Origin of the sequence: Pseudomonas bubulae, from assembly GCF_037023725.1 — a bacterium.
GTDB classification, from domain to species: Bacteria; Pseudomonadota; Gammaproteobacteria; order Pseudomonadales; family Pseudomonadaceae; genus Aquipseudomonas; species Aquipseudomonas bubulae.
Genome location: NZ_CP146077.1, coordinates 1,896,057 through 1,911,425 on the forward strand (window position 1 = coordinate 1,896,057; position 15,369 = coordinate 1,911,425).

Below are 15,369 nucleotides of genomic sequence, written 5' to 3' on the forward strand. Positions count from 1 at the left end.
CGCGCGCCCGGCTGTGGCGCGCGCTTTCTAAGGAAGGTTTATGAGTGATCAGCTGTTCGATGCGTACTTTACCGCCGAGGCCATGAAGCAAGTGTTTTGCGATCATGGCCGGGTACAGGCCATGCTCGACGTCGAAGCGGCGCTGGCCCGGGCACAAGCCCGGGTCGGGGTGATTCCTCACTCTGCGCTTGCACCGATTACCGCGGCCTGTCGCGCACAACTCTACGATTTTGAAGCGCTGGGCCTGGCGATCGCCAGTGCCGGCAATTCGGCGATCCCGCTGGTCAAGGCCCTGGGCAAACAGATTGCCAGCAGCGCGCCCGAAGCGGAACGTTATGTGCATTTGGGTGCCACCAGCCAGGACGTGATGGACAGCGGTCTGGTCCTGCAATTGCGCGCCGCTCTGGATTTGATCGAGCGTGACATGACGCAGCTGGCGGATGTGCTCGCCGCGCAGGCCCAGCGCTATGCCACGACGCCTTTGGCCGGGCGCACCTGGCTGCAGCAGGCTACTCCGGTGACCTTGGGCATGAAAATCGCCAGCTGGCTGGGGGCCGTGACCCGTAGCCGCCAGCGTCTGCACGAGCTCAAACCGCGTTTACTGTGCCTGCAGTTTGGCGGTGCTTCCGGCACCCTGGCAGCCCTTGGCGATCAGGCCATGCCGGTGGCACAGGCGTTGGCTGATGAACTGGGCCTGAGTCTGCCTGAGCAACCCTGGCATACCCAGCGTGATCGTCTGGTGGAATTTGCCGCAGTTCTGGGCCTGATCGCCGGTGGCCTGGGCAAAATCGGTCGGGATATCAGCCTGCTGATGCAGACCGAGGCGGCGGAAGTGTTCGAGCCGTCGGCACCGGGCAAGGGCGGCTCGTCGACCATGCCGCACAAGCGCAACCCGGTTGGGTCTGCGGTATTGATCGGTGCCGCAACGCGGGTGCCGGGCCTGCTGAGCATTTTGTTCAGCGCCATGCCTCAGGAGCACGAGCGCAGCCTGGGTTTATGGCATGCCGAATGGGAAACCCTCCCCGAGATTTGTTGCGTGGTGTCCGGCGCGCTGGTACAGGCGTTGAATATTGCCCGTGGGCTGGAAGTGGACAGTGAGCGCATGGCGCGCAACCTCGATCTGACCCACGGGCTGGTGCTGGCTGAAGCAGTAAGCATTGTGCTGGCGCAGCGGGTAGGGCGCGAAACCGCGCATCATCTGCTGGAGCAGTGTTGCAAGCGGGCGGTGGCCGAAAAGCGCCATTTACGTGGGGTGCTGGGCGAAGAGCCGCAAATCACCGCGCACCTCAGCGCGCAGGAACTGGATCGCCTGCTCGATCCGGCCCATTACCTTGGTCAGGCGACGACGTGGGTCGAACGTGCGCGGGCTGAACATTTTGCGTTGGTCCTCTAAAGGAGAAACTCGTGGGACGTGTACAACTCGCTGAAGGTGAACTCAACTACCGCCTGGACGGCCCGCAAGGTGCACCGGTGCTGGTGCTGTCCAATTCCCTGGGCACTGATCTGGGGATGTGGGACACGCAGATTGCGGCGTTCGCCGAGCACTTCCAGGTATTGCGCTACGACACCCGGGGTCATGGCCAGTCGTTGGTGACCGAAGGACCGTATAGCATTGAACAACTGGGCGGAGATGTTTTGGCGCTGCTGGATGCGCTGCATATCGAGCGCGCGCATTTTTGCGGGTTGTCGATGGGTGGACTGATTGGCCAGTGGCTGGGGATCCATGCCGGTTCGCGGCTGCACAAGCTGGTGGTGTGCAACACGGCTGCCAAAATTGGCGAGCCTGCGGTCTGGAATCCGCGCATCGAGATGGTTTTGCGTGAGGGTGCTGCGGCGATGGCGGGGTTGCGTGATGCCTCCATTGCCCGCTGGTTTACCGCGGACTTCGCCCAGGCCAATCCCGGGCAGGCCAAGCGCATCACCGATATGCTGGCGGCCACTTCGCCCCAGGGCTATGTCGCCAATTGTGCTGCTGTGCGTGATGCAGATTTTCGCGATCAGTTGGGCGCAATCGAAGTGCCCATGCTGGTGATCGCGGGCACTGAAGATGCCGTCACGCCGCCTGCGGGCAGCCACTTCATTCAGGAACATGTGCGTGGCGCGCAGTACGCCGAGTTTTACGCCGCGCACCTGTCCAACGTGCAGGCAGGCGATGCTTTCAGCCAGCGCGTGCTGCAATTTTTGCAGGCAAGCTAAGGAGTTTTTTGTGGACGAGAAACAACGTTACAACGAGGGCATGCAAGTACGCCGCGCAGTGCTGGGTGATGCCCATGTGGATCGCAGCCTCAATGCCCTGACCGAGTTCAACAGCGAGTTCCAGGAAATGATCACCCGCCACGCCTGGGGTGATATCTGGACTCGTCCGGGGTTGGCGCGCCATACCCGTAGCCTGATTACCATCGCGATGCTGATCGGCATGAACCGCAATGAAGAGCTGAAACTGCATCTGCGCGCTGCGGCCAACAATGGCGTGACCCGGGCCGAGATCAAGGAAGTGATCATGCAGAGTGCTATCTATTGCGGGATTCCGGCGGCCAATGCGACGTTTCATCTGGCTGAATCGGTGTGGGATGAATTGGGGGTTGAGTCGCGGGAGTAACAGCGGCTACAGATCAATCTGCATCCCTAGCCTGAAACAACAAACCCGCCATAAGGCGGGTTTGTTGTTTAACCGATACGCATCAAGCCTTGGGTGGCTGATCCGAAACAGGGCGGTTTTGCCCGGTCTGTTCGTACCAGCCGCCACCCAGCGCCTTGTACAGCGTGACTTCACTGGTCAGCTGCGAAAGACGGTCGGTGATCAACGATTGCTGCGCGCTGAACAACGAGCGCTGGGCATCGAGGAAGGTCAGGTTGCTGTCGATGCCAATCCGATAACGACGCTCGGCCAAACGGTAGTAATCCTGGTTGGCGTTGACGAAGTCGGTTTGCGCCTGCAACTGCTGGTTGTAGGTTTGACGCGCTGCCAGACCGTCAGAAACTTCCTGGAAGGCGGTCTGGATTGTTTTCTCGTACTGGGAAACGGTGATCTCTTTCTGGATTTTTGCGTAGTCCAGGCTGGCGCGCAAAGCCCCTGCGTTAAAGATCGGCAAGTTGATTTGCGGTGAGAACAACCAGGTGCCCGAGCCGCCCTTGAACAGCCCCGACAGGTCAGGGCTCAAGGTCCCGGCATTGGCCGTGAGGCTGATGCTCGGGAAAAACGCTGCCCGCGCCGCGCCGATGTTGGCGTTGGCGGCCAGCAACTTGTGCTCGGCTTCAAGGATGTCCGGACGACGTTGCAGCAAGTCCGATGGCAAGCCAGCCGGTACTTCGCTCAACAGGTCGGCTGCCAGCGGTTGGGCTGCCGGCAGGTTGTCCGGGATGGTGCTGCCCAGCAACAGCGCGAGGCTGTTCTGATCTTGCGCCACCTGACGGGTGTAGCGGGCCAGCTGCACCTTGGCGTTTTCCACCGAGGTACGCGACTGGCTGACTTCAAGGGCCGAGGCCACACCGACTTCATTGCTGCGCAAAGTGAGCTTGTAGCTCTCATCGAACGCCTTGAGGGTGTCTTCGGTGAGCTTGAGCAGCTCTTTGTCAGCCTGCCAGGTCAGGTAGGCATTGGCGACGCTGGCCACCAGACTGATCTGGGTGCTGCGTCGGGCTTCTTCGGTTGCAAAGTAGTTCTGCAACGCCTGATCGCTCAGGCTGCGAACCCGGCCGAACAGGTCCAGCTCGTATGCACTGACCCCAAGGGTCGCCGAATAAGAACTGGTGATGCTCGACTCGCCGGTTTGCGACATGTTGGCCGGAGTACGTTGACGGCTACCGCTGCCAGAGGCCGAAACCGCCGGGAACAGATCGGCGCGCTGGATGCGGTACTGCGCGGCATAGGCGTCGATGTTCAACGCCGCGACGCGCAGGTCGCGGTTGTTGACCAGAGCCGTCTGGATCAGCTGCTGCAGCGCCGGGTCATGGAAAAACTGACGCCAGCCCTGTTCCGCAGCGGCCTTGCTGGCCGCCTCGGTTGGCGAGTAGGCCGGGCCTTGCGGGTATTGCGCCGCTACCGGCGCTTCAGGGCGCTGGTAGTCGGGGATCAGCGAGCAGCCGCCGAGCGTAAACGCTGCAACAGCTACTGCGAGAAGCGACTTGCTCATTGGCCAGCCTCTTGGTTTGGAGTTTTAGTCAGATCCACTTTCTTTTCCGTATCTTTATTCTTGCCGCCGCCAATGGACGATACGGCCACAAAGAACAGCGGTACCCAGAACACGGCCAGTACGGTGGCGGTGATCATGCCACCGATAACACCGGTACCAATAGCGTGCTGGCTGCCCGAGCCTGCGCCCGTGGAGATGGCCAGTGGAACCACACCCAGTACGAAGGCCAGGGAGGTCATGATGATCGGACGCAGACGCATGCGGCACGCCTCGATCGCGGCATCCACCAGGCTTCGTCCCTGCTCATGCAGTTCCTTGGCAAACTCGACGATCAGAATGGCGTTTTTCGAGGCCAGACCGATGGTCGTAAGCAAGCCCACCTGGAAGTACACGTCGTTGGACAACCCGCGCAGGCTGGTGGCCATAAGCGCACCAATGATCCCCAGGGGTACGACCAGCATCACCGCAATCGGGATCGACCAGCTTTCGTACAGTGCTGCAAGGCACAGGAATACCATCAGCAAGGAAATAGCGTACAGGGCAGGCGCTTGCGAACCTGACAGACGTTCCTCGTAAGACAGCCCCGTCCAGGAAATACCTACACCCGCTGGCAACTTCTTGGCCAGGGCTTCGACCTCAGCCATGGCTTGACCGCTGGTATAGCCCGGAGCCGGAGCGCCGAGAATTTCCATCGCTTCTACGCCGTTGTAACGCGACAGCTTGGGTGGGCCGTAGATCCACTCGCCCTTGGCGAAGGCCGAGAATGGCACCATGGTTCCCTGATCGTTACGCACGTACCACTTCTTCAGGTCTTCGGGGTTCATCCGCGAGTCAGCTTCGCCTTGCAGGAATACCTTTTTGACTCGACCGTGGTCGATGAAGTCGTTGACATAACTGGCACCGAGACCAATGGACAGGGTGTTGTTGATGTCCGAAATGCTCAGGCCCAGGGCGCGAGCGGCCTCATCGTCGATCAGCAGCTTGTATTGCGGTTCATCGTTCAGACCGTTCGGACGTACGCCCGCCAGGATCTTGCTTTGAGCCGCCATCCCCAGGAACTGATTGCGTGCAGCCATCAGTTTCTCGTGGCCAATGCCGGAGCGGTCTTGCAGGTACACGTCGAAACCGGTGGCGTTACCCAGTTCCATTACAGCAGGCGGGGCAAAAGCGAACACCATTGCATCGCGGTAGCTGGAGAACACTTTCTGCGCCCGTGCAGCCAGTGCAAATACACTGTTGTCGGAATCGCGCTCGCCCCACGGCTTGAGCATGATGAACGCCAGGCCGGAGCTCTGGCCACGGCCGGCGAAGTTGAAGCCGTTTACGGTAAACACCGAAGACACAGCGTCCGACTCATCGGCCAGCAGGTATTCGCGCATCCGGTCGATCACTTGCTGGGTGCGCTCTGCAGTGGTGCCTGCCGGTGTTTGAACCTGTGCAAACAGTACGCCCTGGTCTTCTTCCGGGAGGAAGGAGGTAGGGATACGGGTAAACAGGAACACCATGCCAACCACAATCAGCACATAAGCCAGCAGGTACGGAGCCTTGTGCCGCAGAATGCTGCCGACACCTTTTTCATAGCGTTTCACGCCATTGTCGAAGGTCCGGTTGAACCAGCCGAAGAAACCGCGCTTGTTCTCGCCGTGATCACCCTTCTGGATTGGCTTGAGCATGGTGGCGCACAGGGCCGGGGTGAAGATCAGGGCAACCAGTACCGACAGGCCCATCGCCGACACGATAGTGATCGAGAACTGGCGATAGATCACACCCGTGGAGCCGCTGAAGAAGGCCATCGGCAGCAATACCGCCGACAACACCAGCGCAATACCTACCAGGGCACCCTGGATCTGCTCCATGGATTTCTTGGTGGCTTCCTTGGGCGGCAGTCCTTCTTCGGACATGACCCGCTCAACGTTTTCAACCACCACGATCGCATCGTCCACCAGCAAGCCGATGGCCAGTACCATACCGAACATGGTCAGGGTGTTGATGCTGAAGCCTGCAGCGGCCAGGATCCCGAAGGTACCCAGCAATACAACCGGTACTGTCATCGTGGTGATGATGGTGGCGCGGAAGTTTTGCAGGAACAGGAACATCACCAGGAACACCAGTACAACCGCTTCGACCAGGGTGTGCACCACACCTTCGATCGATGCCGAAACCACAGGCGTGGTGTCGTACGGGTAAACGACTTTCATACCTTCCGGGAAGAAGGGTTCCAGGCCGTTGATGGTTTCACGCAATGCCTTTGCCGTGTCCAGAGCGTTGGAGCCCGGGGCCAGCTTAATCGCGATACCCGATGCCGGTTTGCCGTTGAATTGTGCGCTGACGCTGTAGTTCTCACCACCCAGGGCAACATCTGCGACATCGCTCAGGCGTACCTGGGAGCCGTCGGTGTTGACCTTGAGCAGGATCTTTTTGAACTCTTCAGCCGTTTGCAGACGGGTTTTGCCGATGATGGTCGCGTTCAGCTCCTGACCCTTGACGGCAGGCAGGCCGCCCAGTTGCCCGGAGGACACCTGAACGTTCTGTGCGCTGATGGCCGATTTAACATCCACCGGAGTCAGGTTGTATTTGTTCAGCTTGACCGGGTCGAGCCAGATACGCATGGCGTACTGGGCGCCGAACACCTGGAAGTCGCCCACACCTTCGGTACGGGAGATCGGGTCCTGCATGTTGGAAACGATGTAGTTGGACAGGTCGTCCTTGTTCATGCTGCCGTTTTCAGACACCACACCAATAACCATCAGGAAGTTTTTCACTGCCTTGGTTACACGGATACCTTGCTGCTGTACCTCTTGCGGTAGCAGGGGGGTCGCCAGGTTGAGCTTGTTCTGTACCTGGACCTGTGCGGTGTCAGGGTCAGTACCTTGCTCGAATGTGGCGGTGATGCTCATGCTGCCGTCGGAGTTACTTTCCGATGACACATAGCGCAGGTGGTCGATACCGTTGAGCTGTTGCTCGATCACCTGAACCACGGTGTCCTGCACGGTTTGCGCCGAAGCGCCCGGGTAGGTCACGGAGATCGAAATGGCCGGTGGTGCAATGCTCGGGTACTGGTTGATCGGCAACTTCAGGATCGATAGAGCCCCGACCAGCATGATCACCAGGGCTATAACCCAGGCGAAAATCGGACGGTCGATAAAAAATTTCGACATGGTTTATTCCCCTTTACTGCCTGCAGCTTTTTCTGTTGCCGGGGCAGATGCCGGGGTTTCGCCTTGTGGCTTGTCCATGATCTTGACTTCAATGCCAGGCTTGATGAATTGCAGGCCATCAGTAATCAGACGGTCGCCAGGGTTCAGGCCTTTCTCAACCAGCCAGTTGCTGCCAACGGTGCGCGAAGCTTGCAGTACACGCAGCTCAACCTTGTTGTCCGGTCCAACGATCATTGCAGTCGGTTGGCCCTTGAGGTTGTGGGTCACGCCGATTTGCGGTGCCAGGATCGCATTGCTGTCGATGCCTGCTTCCAGCTGCGCGTGGACAAACATGCCCGGCAACAGGGTTTCGTCAGGGTTCGGGAACACTGCGCGCAGGGTGACGGAACCGGTGGTTTCATCAACCGAGACTTCGGCGAACTCAAGGCGACCTTCCTGGCCGTACTCGCTGCCGTCAGGCAGGGTCAGCTTGACCTTGGCGGCGTTTTCACCGGCCTTCTTCAAACGGCCACTGGCCAGGTCACGGCGCAGTTCGAGCATTTCTACCGAGGACTGGGTCACGTCAACATAGATCGGGTCCAGTTGGGTGATCACGGCCAATGCATTGGCCTGGCCACTGGTGACCAGTGCACCTTCGGTGTACAGCGAGCGACCGATGCGGCCGGTCAGCGGCGCCAGCACCTTGGTGTAGCGCAGGTTAACCTGGGCGGTGTTCAGCGCGGCTTCTGCTTCCAGGCGGGCGGCTTCGGCGTTGTCGTATTCCTGACGGCTTACGGCTTGCTCGGCGACCAGTTGCTTGTAGCGCTGAGCCAGTGATTTTGCCGATTGCAGGGTGGCGCGGGCGCTGAGTACGGCGCTTTCATAGATCGCCGGATCGATTTGATAGAGCTGCTGGCCGATCTTGACGTCACTGCCTTCTTTAAAGAAGCGCTTGAGGATGATGCCGTTTACCTGCGGGCGTACTTCTGCCGAACGATATGACGCGGTGCGGCCAGGCAGATCGGTGGTCAAGGTAAATGGCTGGGTTTTCAGCGTGACAACGCCGACCTGAGGGATTTGCGGGGCAGGTGCTGCCTCTTCCTTTTTGCATCCGCTGAGCAGCGAAGCAAGGGCGATGGCAGCAACCAGAGCGGTAACAGCTGGCTTGAATTGCATGAAGATCCTCGGGTCAGGCACGCGAAAGCGCACAAGAATAGTGGAAGGGTAAAGAAAGCTGTTCCGGGTGGATAAATAGCTTGCTAAGTAATATACTTACATTCGTGTCTGTTTGTAAATAGTGGGACGCTGTCTCGCCAAGCCTTACAGCGCCATTTTTCATGCGTGTAGTAGACCGGGATAAGGCATAACAAGCGCCACCCGATGTTGGTCCGGGCAAGTGACCGTAGAGGCCCGGATCCTTCTGATTGAGGTTTTTATTGCCATGGTGCGTCGTACCAAAGAAGAAGCTCTTGAGACCCGGAGCAAAATCCTCGAAGCGGCCGAACAGGCCTTCTATGAGCGCGGGGTTGCCCGCACGACGCTGGCTGATATCGCCACACTGGCGGGTGTCACCCGTGGTGCCATTTACTGGCACTTCAGCAACAAGGCCGAGTTGGTTCAAGCCATGCTCGACAGCTTGAATGAGCCTCTGGATGAAATGGCCAGGGCAAGCGAAAGCGAGAACGAAGTCGACCCGCTTGGCTGCATGCGCCAATTGCTGATTCACTTGTTTCGCCAGGTTGCCATTGACCCAAAAACCCGGCGTATCAATGAAATTTTGTTCCATAAGTGCGAATTCACTGACGAAATGTGTGATTTACGGGCTCAACGCCAGATGGCGATGCTCGATTGCAACAGCAGGATCGAGCTGGCCCTGAGCAATGCCATTCATCGTCAACAGCTCCCTGAAAATCTGGATGTTCGCCGTGCTGCCATCTGCCTGCATGCCTATATCGACGGAATACTCGGACAATGGCTGCTGGTTCCCGACAGCTTTGACCTGTACACACACGCGCAATCCTGGGTCGATACGGGGCTGGACATGCTGCGCACAAGCCCAGCTTTAAGAAACTCCGGCAATATCCGAGAGGGAGTCTAGTAGGCTCAAGCAATAAGGCGAGTGAAGATTTTGCCCTTTGGGCCATTTGATGGCAGATGGCATTTATATACGTCTGGCCCGCGGGTTTAAAGTTAGCGAGCTAAGTATTTTGTAGCTAAATTGTTATCGTTTAGTTAAACGTCCCACAGCCAGATGTAATTAATCCTAAGCGATTGCGGATTAAGGATTACTGAACGGCGGCATCTTTCTCGGTTATTTTTTCCAATCAACCCTTCCTGCCTTGGCTTCCCCTACACTTGAGCAACGCTTTGGCCTCAGGCCAGAGCTGCCAGCAACGGGGGAGCGGGCAACTGCCAGGCTGTTTTCCTCTCCCGACTGAAGCAAACAGACTGCGACGGTGTGGTGTGTCGTGGACAATTCGAGGAATAACAAGTGAACAAGATTTACTCGAGTGCTGAATCCGCTTTGCAAGGCCTGGTCGAAGACGGCATGACCCTGGCTGTAGGCGGTTTTGGCTTGTGCGGTATCCCCGAAGCGCTGATCGCGGCTTTGCGCGATACCGGCAAGCGCGAGCTGACGGTGATCAGCAATAACGCCGGGGTTGACGGATTTGGTCTGGGGCAACTGCTGGAAACGCGCCAGATTCGCAAAATGATTTCTTCCTATGTTGGCGAGAACAAAGAGTTCGAGCGCCAGTACCTGGCGGGCGAGCTGGAGCTTGAGTTCACCCCGCAAGGCACCCTTGCGGAAAAGCTGCGGGCGGGCGGGGCGGGTATCCCGGCGTTCTTTACCAAGACTGGCTACGGCACGCTGGTAGCTGAAGGCAAGGAAACCCGGGAGTTCGATGGCGAGTGGTATGTCATGGAGCGTTCACTGCGCGCCGATGTAGCCCTGGTCAAGGCCTGGAAGGCCGATACCTCTGGCAACCTGCTATTCAATAAAACGGCACGCAACTTCAACCCTTTGGCGGCCATGGCGGCCAAGGTGTGTGTGGTGGAAGTGGAAGAGATTGTCGAGGTTGGCGAGATCGAGCCCGATCAGGTGCATTTGCCCGGGATTTACGTACAACGGCTGGTGCTCAACGCTGCGCCGGAAAAACGCATTGAACATCGCACTGTGCGGAGCGCCTGACCATGGCCTGGACTCGTGAAGAAATGGCGCATCGTGCCGCCCAAGAACTGCAGGACGGTTTCTACGTCAACCTGGGTATCGGTTTGCCCACCCTGGTGGCGAACTACATTCCTGAAGGTATGGATGTGTGGTTGCAAAGCGAAAATGGCCTGCTGGGCATTGGTCCGTTTCCGACTGACGATGAAGTCGATGCCGACCTGATCAACGCCGGCAAGCAAACCATCACGACTTTGCCGGGGAGCAGCTTCTTCAACAGTGCCGATTCGTTCGCGATGATTCGTGGCGGTCATATCAACTTGTCGATTCTGGGGGCGATGCAGGTGTCCGAGAAGGGCGACCTGGCCAACTGGATGATCCCCGGCAAGATGGTCAAGGGCATGGGCGGGGCGATGGATCTGGTAGCCGGGGTCAAGCGCGTTGTCGTGCTGATGGAGCACACGGCCAAGGGCGGCGTCCATAAACTGCTCAAGCAGTGTGATCTGCCGCTGACGGGCGTGGCCGTGGTCGACCGGATTATCACCGACCTGGCCGTGCTGGATGTGACCGGGCAAGGACTCAAGCTGGTGGAACTGGCGCCGGGAGTCACCCGCGAGCAGCTTCAAGAGGCCACGGGCTGCGCAATCAACGGTTAGGAGCCAAGCCTCTGGTAGCAAGTGCCGTAGAAACGAGGCTGCTGCTACGCAGACGACTGCCTTCTAGTTTTAAGGTGTTTTCGCCGAGTCAAATACGCAAAAAGCCCCAAAAGGGGCTTTTTGCTTAAACGTGAATCAGCGTTCCAGGTCGACGATCTTGCCTGGTTTGCCATCCCACTCGGCCGCGTCCGGCAGAGGGTCTTTGCGTTCAGTGATATTTGGCCAGATTTCAGCCAGCTCGACGTTCAACTGAATGAAATTCTCCATGCCGGCAGGCACTTCATCTTCAGAGAAGATCGCCTGTGCAGGGCATTCAGGCTCACAAAGCGCGCAGTCAATGCACTCATCCGGGTGAATCACCAGGAAGTTCGGGCCTTCGTAAAAGCAGTCCACCGGACAGACTTCTACGCAGTCGGTGTACTTGCACTTGATGCAGTTGTCGGTGACGACGAAGGTCATTTCTAATTCTCTCCTCAGGCGGCGGCAGCGAAGCCCTTCCAGAACGGGTTCGCCGGGTTCGGGAGTGATATCTAAAGACCAGGCTAAAAGGTCAGTAGCATCCCGAACCGCGCGCGATTCTAGCAGCTTTTAAAGGCGTGTCTTTAATGTGTAGAGCAAATCGAGCGCTTTACGTGGCGTCATGTTGTCCAGATCGGCCCTGGAAAGGTCATCCAGCACCGGGTGCGGCAGGCTGGCAAACAGGTCGCTTTGTTGTGGCGCAGGCTTTTTGCCAGGCTTCGCAAGTGGCACTTCATGGGGCAGGCTGGTGGTCTCCAGGCGGCTCAAATGCTCGCGGGCACGGCTGATGACTTCACTCGGTACCCCCGCCAGTTGCGCCACGGCCAGGCCATAACTCTGGCTGGCCGGGCCCGGCAGAACATGGTGCAGGAACACGATACGTTCATTGTGCTCGGTTGCGCTCAAATGCACGTTGGCGACCAGCGGTTCACTTTCGGGCAGTACCGTCAGTTCGAAGTAGTGCGTGGCAAACAAGGTGTAGGCGCGCAACTGGGCCAGACGTTCTGCTGCAGCCCAGGCCAGGGACAGGCCGTCAAAGGTACTGGTGCCACGACCCACTTCGTCCATCAGCACCAGGCTGCGTTCGGTGGCGTTGTGCAAAATATTGGCGGTTTCGCTCATCTCGACCATAAAGGTCGAACGGCCACCTGCCAGGTCATCACTGGAACCGATCCGGGTAAAAATCCGGTCAACCAGCGACAGCTCGCAACTGGCTGCTGGCACAAAACTGCCGATATGGGCCAGCAATACGATCAATGCAGTCTGGCGCATATAAGTCGATTTACCGCCCATGTTAGGACCGGTAATCACCAGCATGCGGGTGTTGTCATCCAGCCCCAGGTCGTTGGCCACAAACGGCGTAGTCAGCACTTGCTCGACCACCGGGTGGCGACCCTGGCTGATGCGCATGCACGGCTCTTCAACAAAGCGCGGGCAGTTCAGGTCCAGGTTCAGCGCACGCTCGGCCAGGTTGCTCAGCACATCCAGCTCGGCCAGGGCGGCGGCGGTGTCCTGCAGCGGTGCGAGGTGGCCGATCATCTCTTCGAGCAATGCCTCATAGAGCATTTTCTCACGAGCCAGGGCACGGCTCTTGGCCGACAGGGCCTTGTCTTCGAAGGCTTTCAGCTCAGGGGTGATAAAGCGTTCGGCGCCTTTGAGCGTCTGGCGGCGGATGTAATCGGCCGGAGCCTGTTCGGCCTGTTTGCTTGGCAGCTCGATAAAGTAGCCGTGGACCCGGTTGTAACCGACCTTGAGGTTGGACAGGCCGGTGCGGGCTTTTTCTCGGGCTTCCAGGTCAATCAGGAACTGGCCGGCGTTTTCGCTCAGTGCCTGCAACTCGTCCAGCTCGGCGTCATAGCCGGTTTTAAGCACGCCGCCATCGCGGATCACCGCGGGTGGGTTATCATTGATGGCTTTTTCCAGCAGTGCGCCCAGTTCGGGGTAGGTGCTGGTGATCGTGGCCAGTTGCTGCAAGTGCGGCGCTTCGAGGCCGAGCATGGCGTCTTGCAGTTCCGGCAGCGCGTTCAAGGCATCACGCAGGCGGGCCAGGTCGCGGGGGCGCGCGTTGCGCAGGCCGATACGGGCCAGGATCCGCTCCAGGTCACCGATTTCCTTGAGCTGTGGCTGCAGCTTTTCAAAGCGATAGCCATCGAGCAGGCAGGTAATTGAAGACTGGCGCGCCAGCAGCACGCTCAAATCGCGCAACGGACGGTTCAACCAGCGGGTCAGCAAGCGGCTGCCCATCGAGGTCTGGCAACGGTCGACCACCGATTGCAGGGTATTGTCGCGACCGCCGGCCAGGTTGGTGTCCAGCTCCAGGTTGCGGCGGCTGGCGCCGTCGAGCACCACGGTGTCGTCCAGGCGCTCATGGCGCAGGCTGCGCAAGTGGGGCAGGGCCGTGCGCTGGGTTTCCTTGGCATAGCTGAGCAGGCAGCCTGCAGCGCCGATGGCCAGGGTCAGGTTTTCGCAGCCAAAGCCTTTTAGATCCTGGGTTGAGAACTGCTGGCACAGGCTTTTCAGGGCCGAGTCACGCTCAAAGTCCCACGGCGCACGGCGACGAACGCCACGACGTTTTTCCGCTGGCAGGCCTTGTGGCCAGTCATCCGGGATCATCAGCTCAACCGGGTTGATGCGCTCAAGCTCTGCCAGCAGGTTTTCCCAGCCCTTGATCTCCAGCACCGAGAAGTTGCCACTGGTGATATCCAGCACGGCGAGGCCAAACAGACGCTCATCGCCCAGCACCGCGGCAATCAGGTTGTCGCGGCGCTCATCCATCAGCGCCTCGTCACTGACGGTGCCCGGGGTGATGATGCGTACGACCTGACGCTCAACCGGGCCTTTGCTGGTGGCCGGGTCGCCGACCTGCTCGCAGATCACTACCGACTCCCCCAGCTTGACCAGCTTGGCCAGGTAACCTTCGGCCGCATGGTAAGGGATCCCGCACATCGGAATCGCCTGCCCGGCAGACTGGCCACGTGCCGTGAGGGTGATGTCCAGCAGTTTGGCGGCTTTCTTCGCGTCTTCGTAGAAGATTTCGTAGAAATCGCCCATGCGATAAAACATCAGCTGGTCAGGGTGCTGGTTCTTCAGGCGCCAGTACTGCTGCATCATCGGGGTATGGCTGGACAGGTCGGAAGTATTTTTACTCATCAGGACTTAGGCGGATTCGTTCAGAAGTGGGGGAAAGGCAGGCCGTGGCCTGAGGTTTTCGCAATGGGCGCAAGGTTAACATGTCAGCCCCTTGCATCTACAGGTGCGCACCGGGCGCGCTGACTGGCTGCTATAAATAGAAGAAATAGCATTTGCCATCAATAAACACGGCCAGCACTATTGCCGCCATGTCAAAACGAACTGTTTCAACCGTCCTTAAAGAGCTGCTGGCCCGGCACGGTATCAGCGCGATGGCGCTTCACCGCAGTACGGGAGTACCGCAACCTACGTTGTCGCGAATATTGAGCGGCAAAATTGCCGATCCTTCCGACAGGCATATCTCCAAAATCGCCGAGTATTTCCACATCAGCACCGATCGCTTGCGCGGCCGGGAGGATGTGCGGGTGCCTGAAATCGAGCTACGTCACCCAGAGTTGCGTGATATTTGCCTGTGGGATGACGACACCCCGGTGGCGGACGATGAAGTGTCCATTCCATTTTTGCGTCAGGTTGAACTGGCCGCCGGCTCAGGGCGCTTTGCCATTGAGGAGAGCGAACGCGCCAGGTTGCGTTTCGGCAAGCGCAGCCTGCGCCATAACGGCGTGGAGTTCGATCAGGCCAAGTGCGTGACCGTACGCGGCGACAGCATGCTGCCAGTCCTGCGCGATGGCGCAACGGTGGGAGTCAATGCGGGCAAACGTACCCTTGACGAAGTGGTTGATGGCGACCTGTATGCGGTCAATCACAATGGCCAGTTGCGGGTGAAACAGGTGTATCGCCTGGCGGGCGGTATTCGTTTGCGCAGTTTCAATCGCGACGAGTTCCCGGATGAGGACTACGCCTACAACGATCTCGAGGATGAACAACTGGTCATTCTTGGTCATGTGTTCTGGTGGGGCATGTACGCCCGCTAACCATAAGTCTTGGAACACCCTGTGGGAGCGAGCCTGCTCGCGAATCAGCTTTCGCGAGCAGTATTTTCACCCAACCAACAGACAATTCTCACCGTATTTGCAGGTCTTGGCCGACTTGTTGAAATTGTCCGAATAAATATATGCACTGGTGCATTGACTGTATATCCATACATGCATAGTCTTTATTCCATTGCG

Annotated in this window: 12 protein-coding genes; 7 read left to right on the top strand and 5 right to left on the bottom strand. The window is 58.6% G+C overall.

Annotation, left to right across the window (positions count from 1 at the left end; genetic code table 11):
• Window positions 1-40: 40 nt before the first annotated feature.
• Genes V6L81_RS08810 through pcaC form a run of 3 tightly spaced genes read left to right on the top strand, consistent with a single transcriptional unit; the run spans window position 41 to window position 2,599 of the window.
• Window positions 41-1,393, top strand: a complete 1,353-nt coding sequence (locus V6L81_RS08810; RefSeq protein WP_095003007.1) for a 3-carboxy-cis,cis-muconate cycloisomerase — start codon at window positions 41-43, stop codon at window positions 1,391-1,393.
• Between the two features lie 11 nt (window positions 1,394-1,404).
• Complete coding sequence (gene pcaD / locus V6L81_RS08815) at window positions 1,405-2,196, top strand: 3-oxoadipate enol-lactonase (protein ID WP_271350325.1); 792 nt, start codon at window positions 1,405-1,407, stop codon at window positions 2,194-2,196.
• A gap of 10 nt (window positions 2,197-2,206) precedes the next feature.
• Window positions 2,207-2,599, top strand: a complete 393-nt coding sequence (gene pcaC, locus V6L81_RS08820; protein ID WP_095025909.1) for a 4-carboxymuconolactone decarboxylase — start codon at window positions 2,207-2,209, stop codon at window positions 2,597-2,599.
• An 82-nt stretch (window positions 2,600-2,681) separates the two neighbouring features.
• Here pcaC and V6L81_RS08825 read toward each other — a convergent pair whose 3' ends face one another.
• From V6L81_RS08825 to V6L81_RS08835, 3 genes are read right to left on the bottom strand one after another with little or no spacing between them, the layout of a single operon-like run.
• On the bottom strand, window positions 2,682-4,133 hold the full coding sequence (locus tag V6L81_RS08825; protein WP_016779756.1) for an AdeC/AdeK/OprM family multidrug efflux complex outer membrane factor: 1,452 nt from the start codon (window positions 4,131-4,133) through the stop codon (window positions 2,682-2,684).
• Window positions 4,130-7,291, bottom strand: coding sequence for an efflux RND transporter permease subunit (locus V6L81_RS08830; protein WP_095003010.1), 3,162 nt, complete (start codon window positions 7,289-7,291; stop codon window positions 4,130-4,132). The genes V6L81_RS08825 and V6L81_RS08830 overlap by 4 nt, the downstream gene beginning before the upstream one ends.
• A 3-nt stretch (window positions 7,292-7,294) precedes the next feature.
• Window positions 7,295-8,446 carry an efflux RND transporter periplasmic adaptor subunit gene (locus V6L81_RS08835; protein ID WP_095003011.1) on the bottom strand — a complete coding sequence of 384 codons (1,152 nt, stop codon included), beginning with the start codon at window positions 8,444-8,446 and terminating at the stop codon, window positions 7,295-7,297.
• 265 nt (window positions 8,447-8,711) lie between these two features.
• On the opposite strand from V6L81_RS08835, the gene V6L81_RS08840 reads away from it, so the two are divergent.
• From V6L81_RS08840 to V6L81_RS08850, 3 genes are all read left to right on the top strand, one after another.
• Window positions 8,712-9,368: a TetR family transcriptional regulator gene (locus tag V6L81_RS08840; protein ID WP_095003031.1), complete on the top strand. Its 657-nt coding sequence runs from the start codon at window positions 8,712-8,714 to the stop codon at window positions 9,366-9,368.
• A gap of 393 nt (window positions 9,369-9,761) precedes the next feature.
• Window positions 9,762-10,460, top strand: a complete 699-nt coding sequence (locus V6L81_RS08845) for a CoA transferase subunit A (RefSeq protein WP_095020417.1) — start codon at window positions 9,762-9,764, stop codon at window positions 10,458-10,460.
• Window positions 10,461-10,462: 2 nt separating this feature from the next.
• Entirely contained in the window at window positions 10,463-11,092 is a 630-nt protein-coding gene (locus V6L81_RS08850) for a CoA transferase subunit B (protein ID WP_095003013.1), read from the top strand.
• Window positions 11,093-11,227: 135 nt separating this feature from the next.
• On the opposite strand, the gene fdxA is transcribed toward V6L81_RS08850, so the two are convergent.
• Both fdxA and mutS read right to left on the bottom strand, forming a co-directional pair.
• Window positions 11,228-11,551: a ferredoxin FdxA gene (gene fdxA / locus V6L81_RS08855; protein WP_016779762.1), complete on the bottom strand. Its 324-nt coding sequence runs from the start codon at window positions 11,549-11,551 to the stop codon at window positions 11,228-11,230.
• Between the two features lie 129 nt (window positions 11,552-11,680).
• The gene (gene mutS / locus V6L81_RS08860) at window positions 11,681-14,260 is read right to left on the bottom strand and encodes a DNA mismatch repair protein MutS (RefSeq protein ID WP_095003014.1); all 2,580 of its coding nucleotides are present in this window, start codon (window positions 14,258-14,260) and stop codon (window positions 11,681-11,683) included.
• A gap of 188 nt (window positions 14,261-14,448) precedes the next feature.
• On the opposite strand from mutS, the gene V6L81_RS08865 reads away from it, so the two are divergent.
• The gene (locus V6L81_RS08865; RefSeq protein ID WP_095019810.1) at window positions 14,449-15,174 is read left to right on the top strand and encodes an XRE family transcriptional regulator; all 726 of its coding nucleotides are present in this window, start codon (window positions 14,449-14,451) and stop codon (window positions 15,172-15,174) included.
• Window positions 15,175-15,369 lie beyond the last annotated feature (195 nt).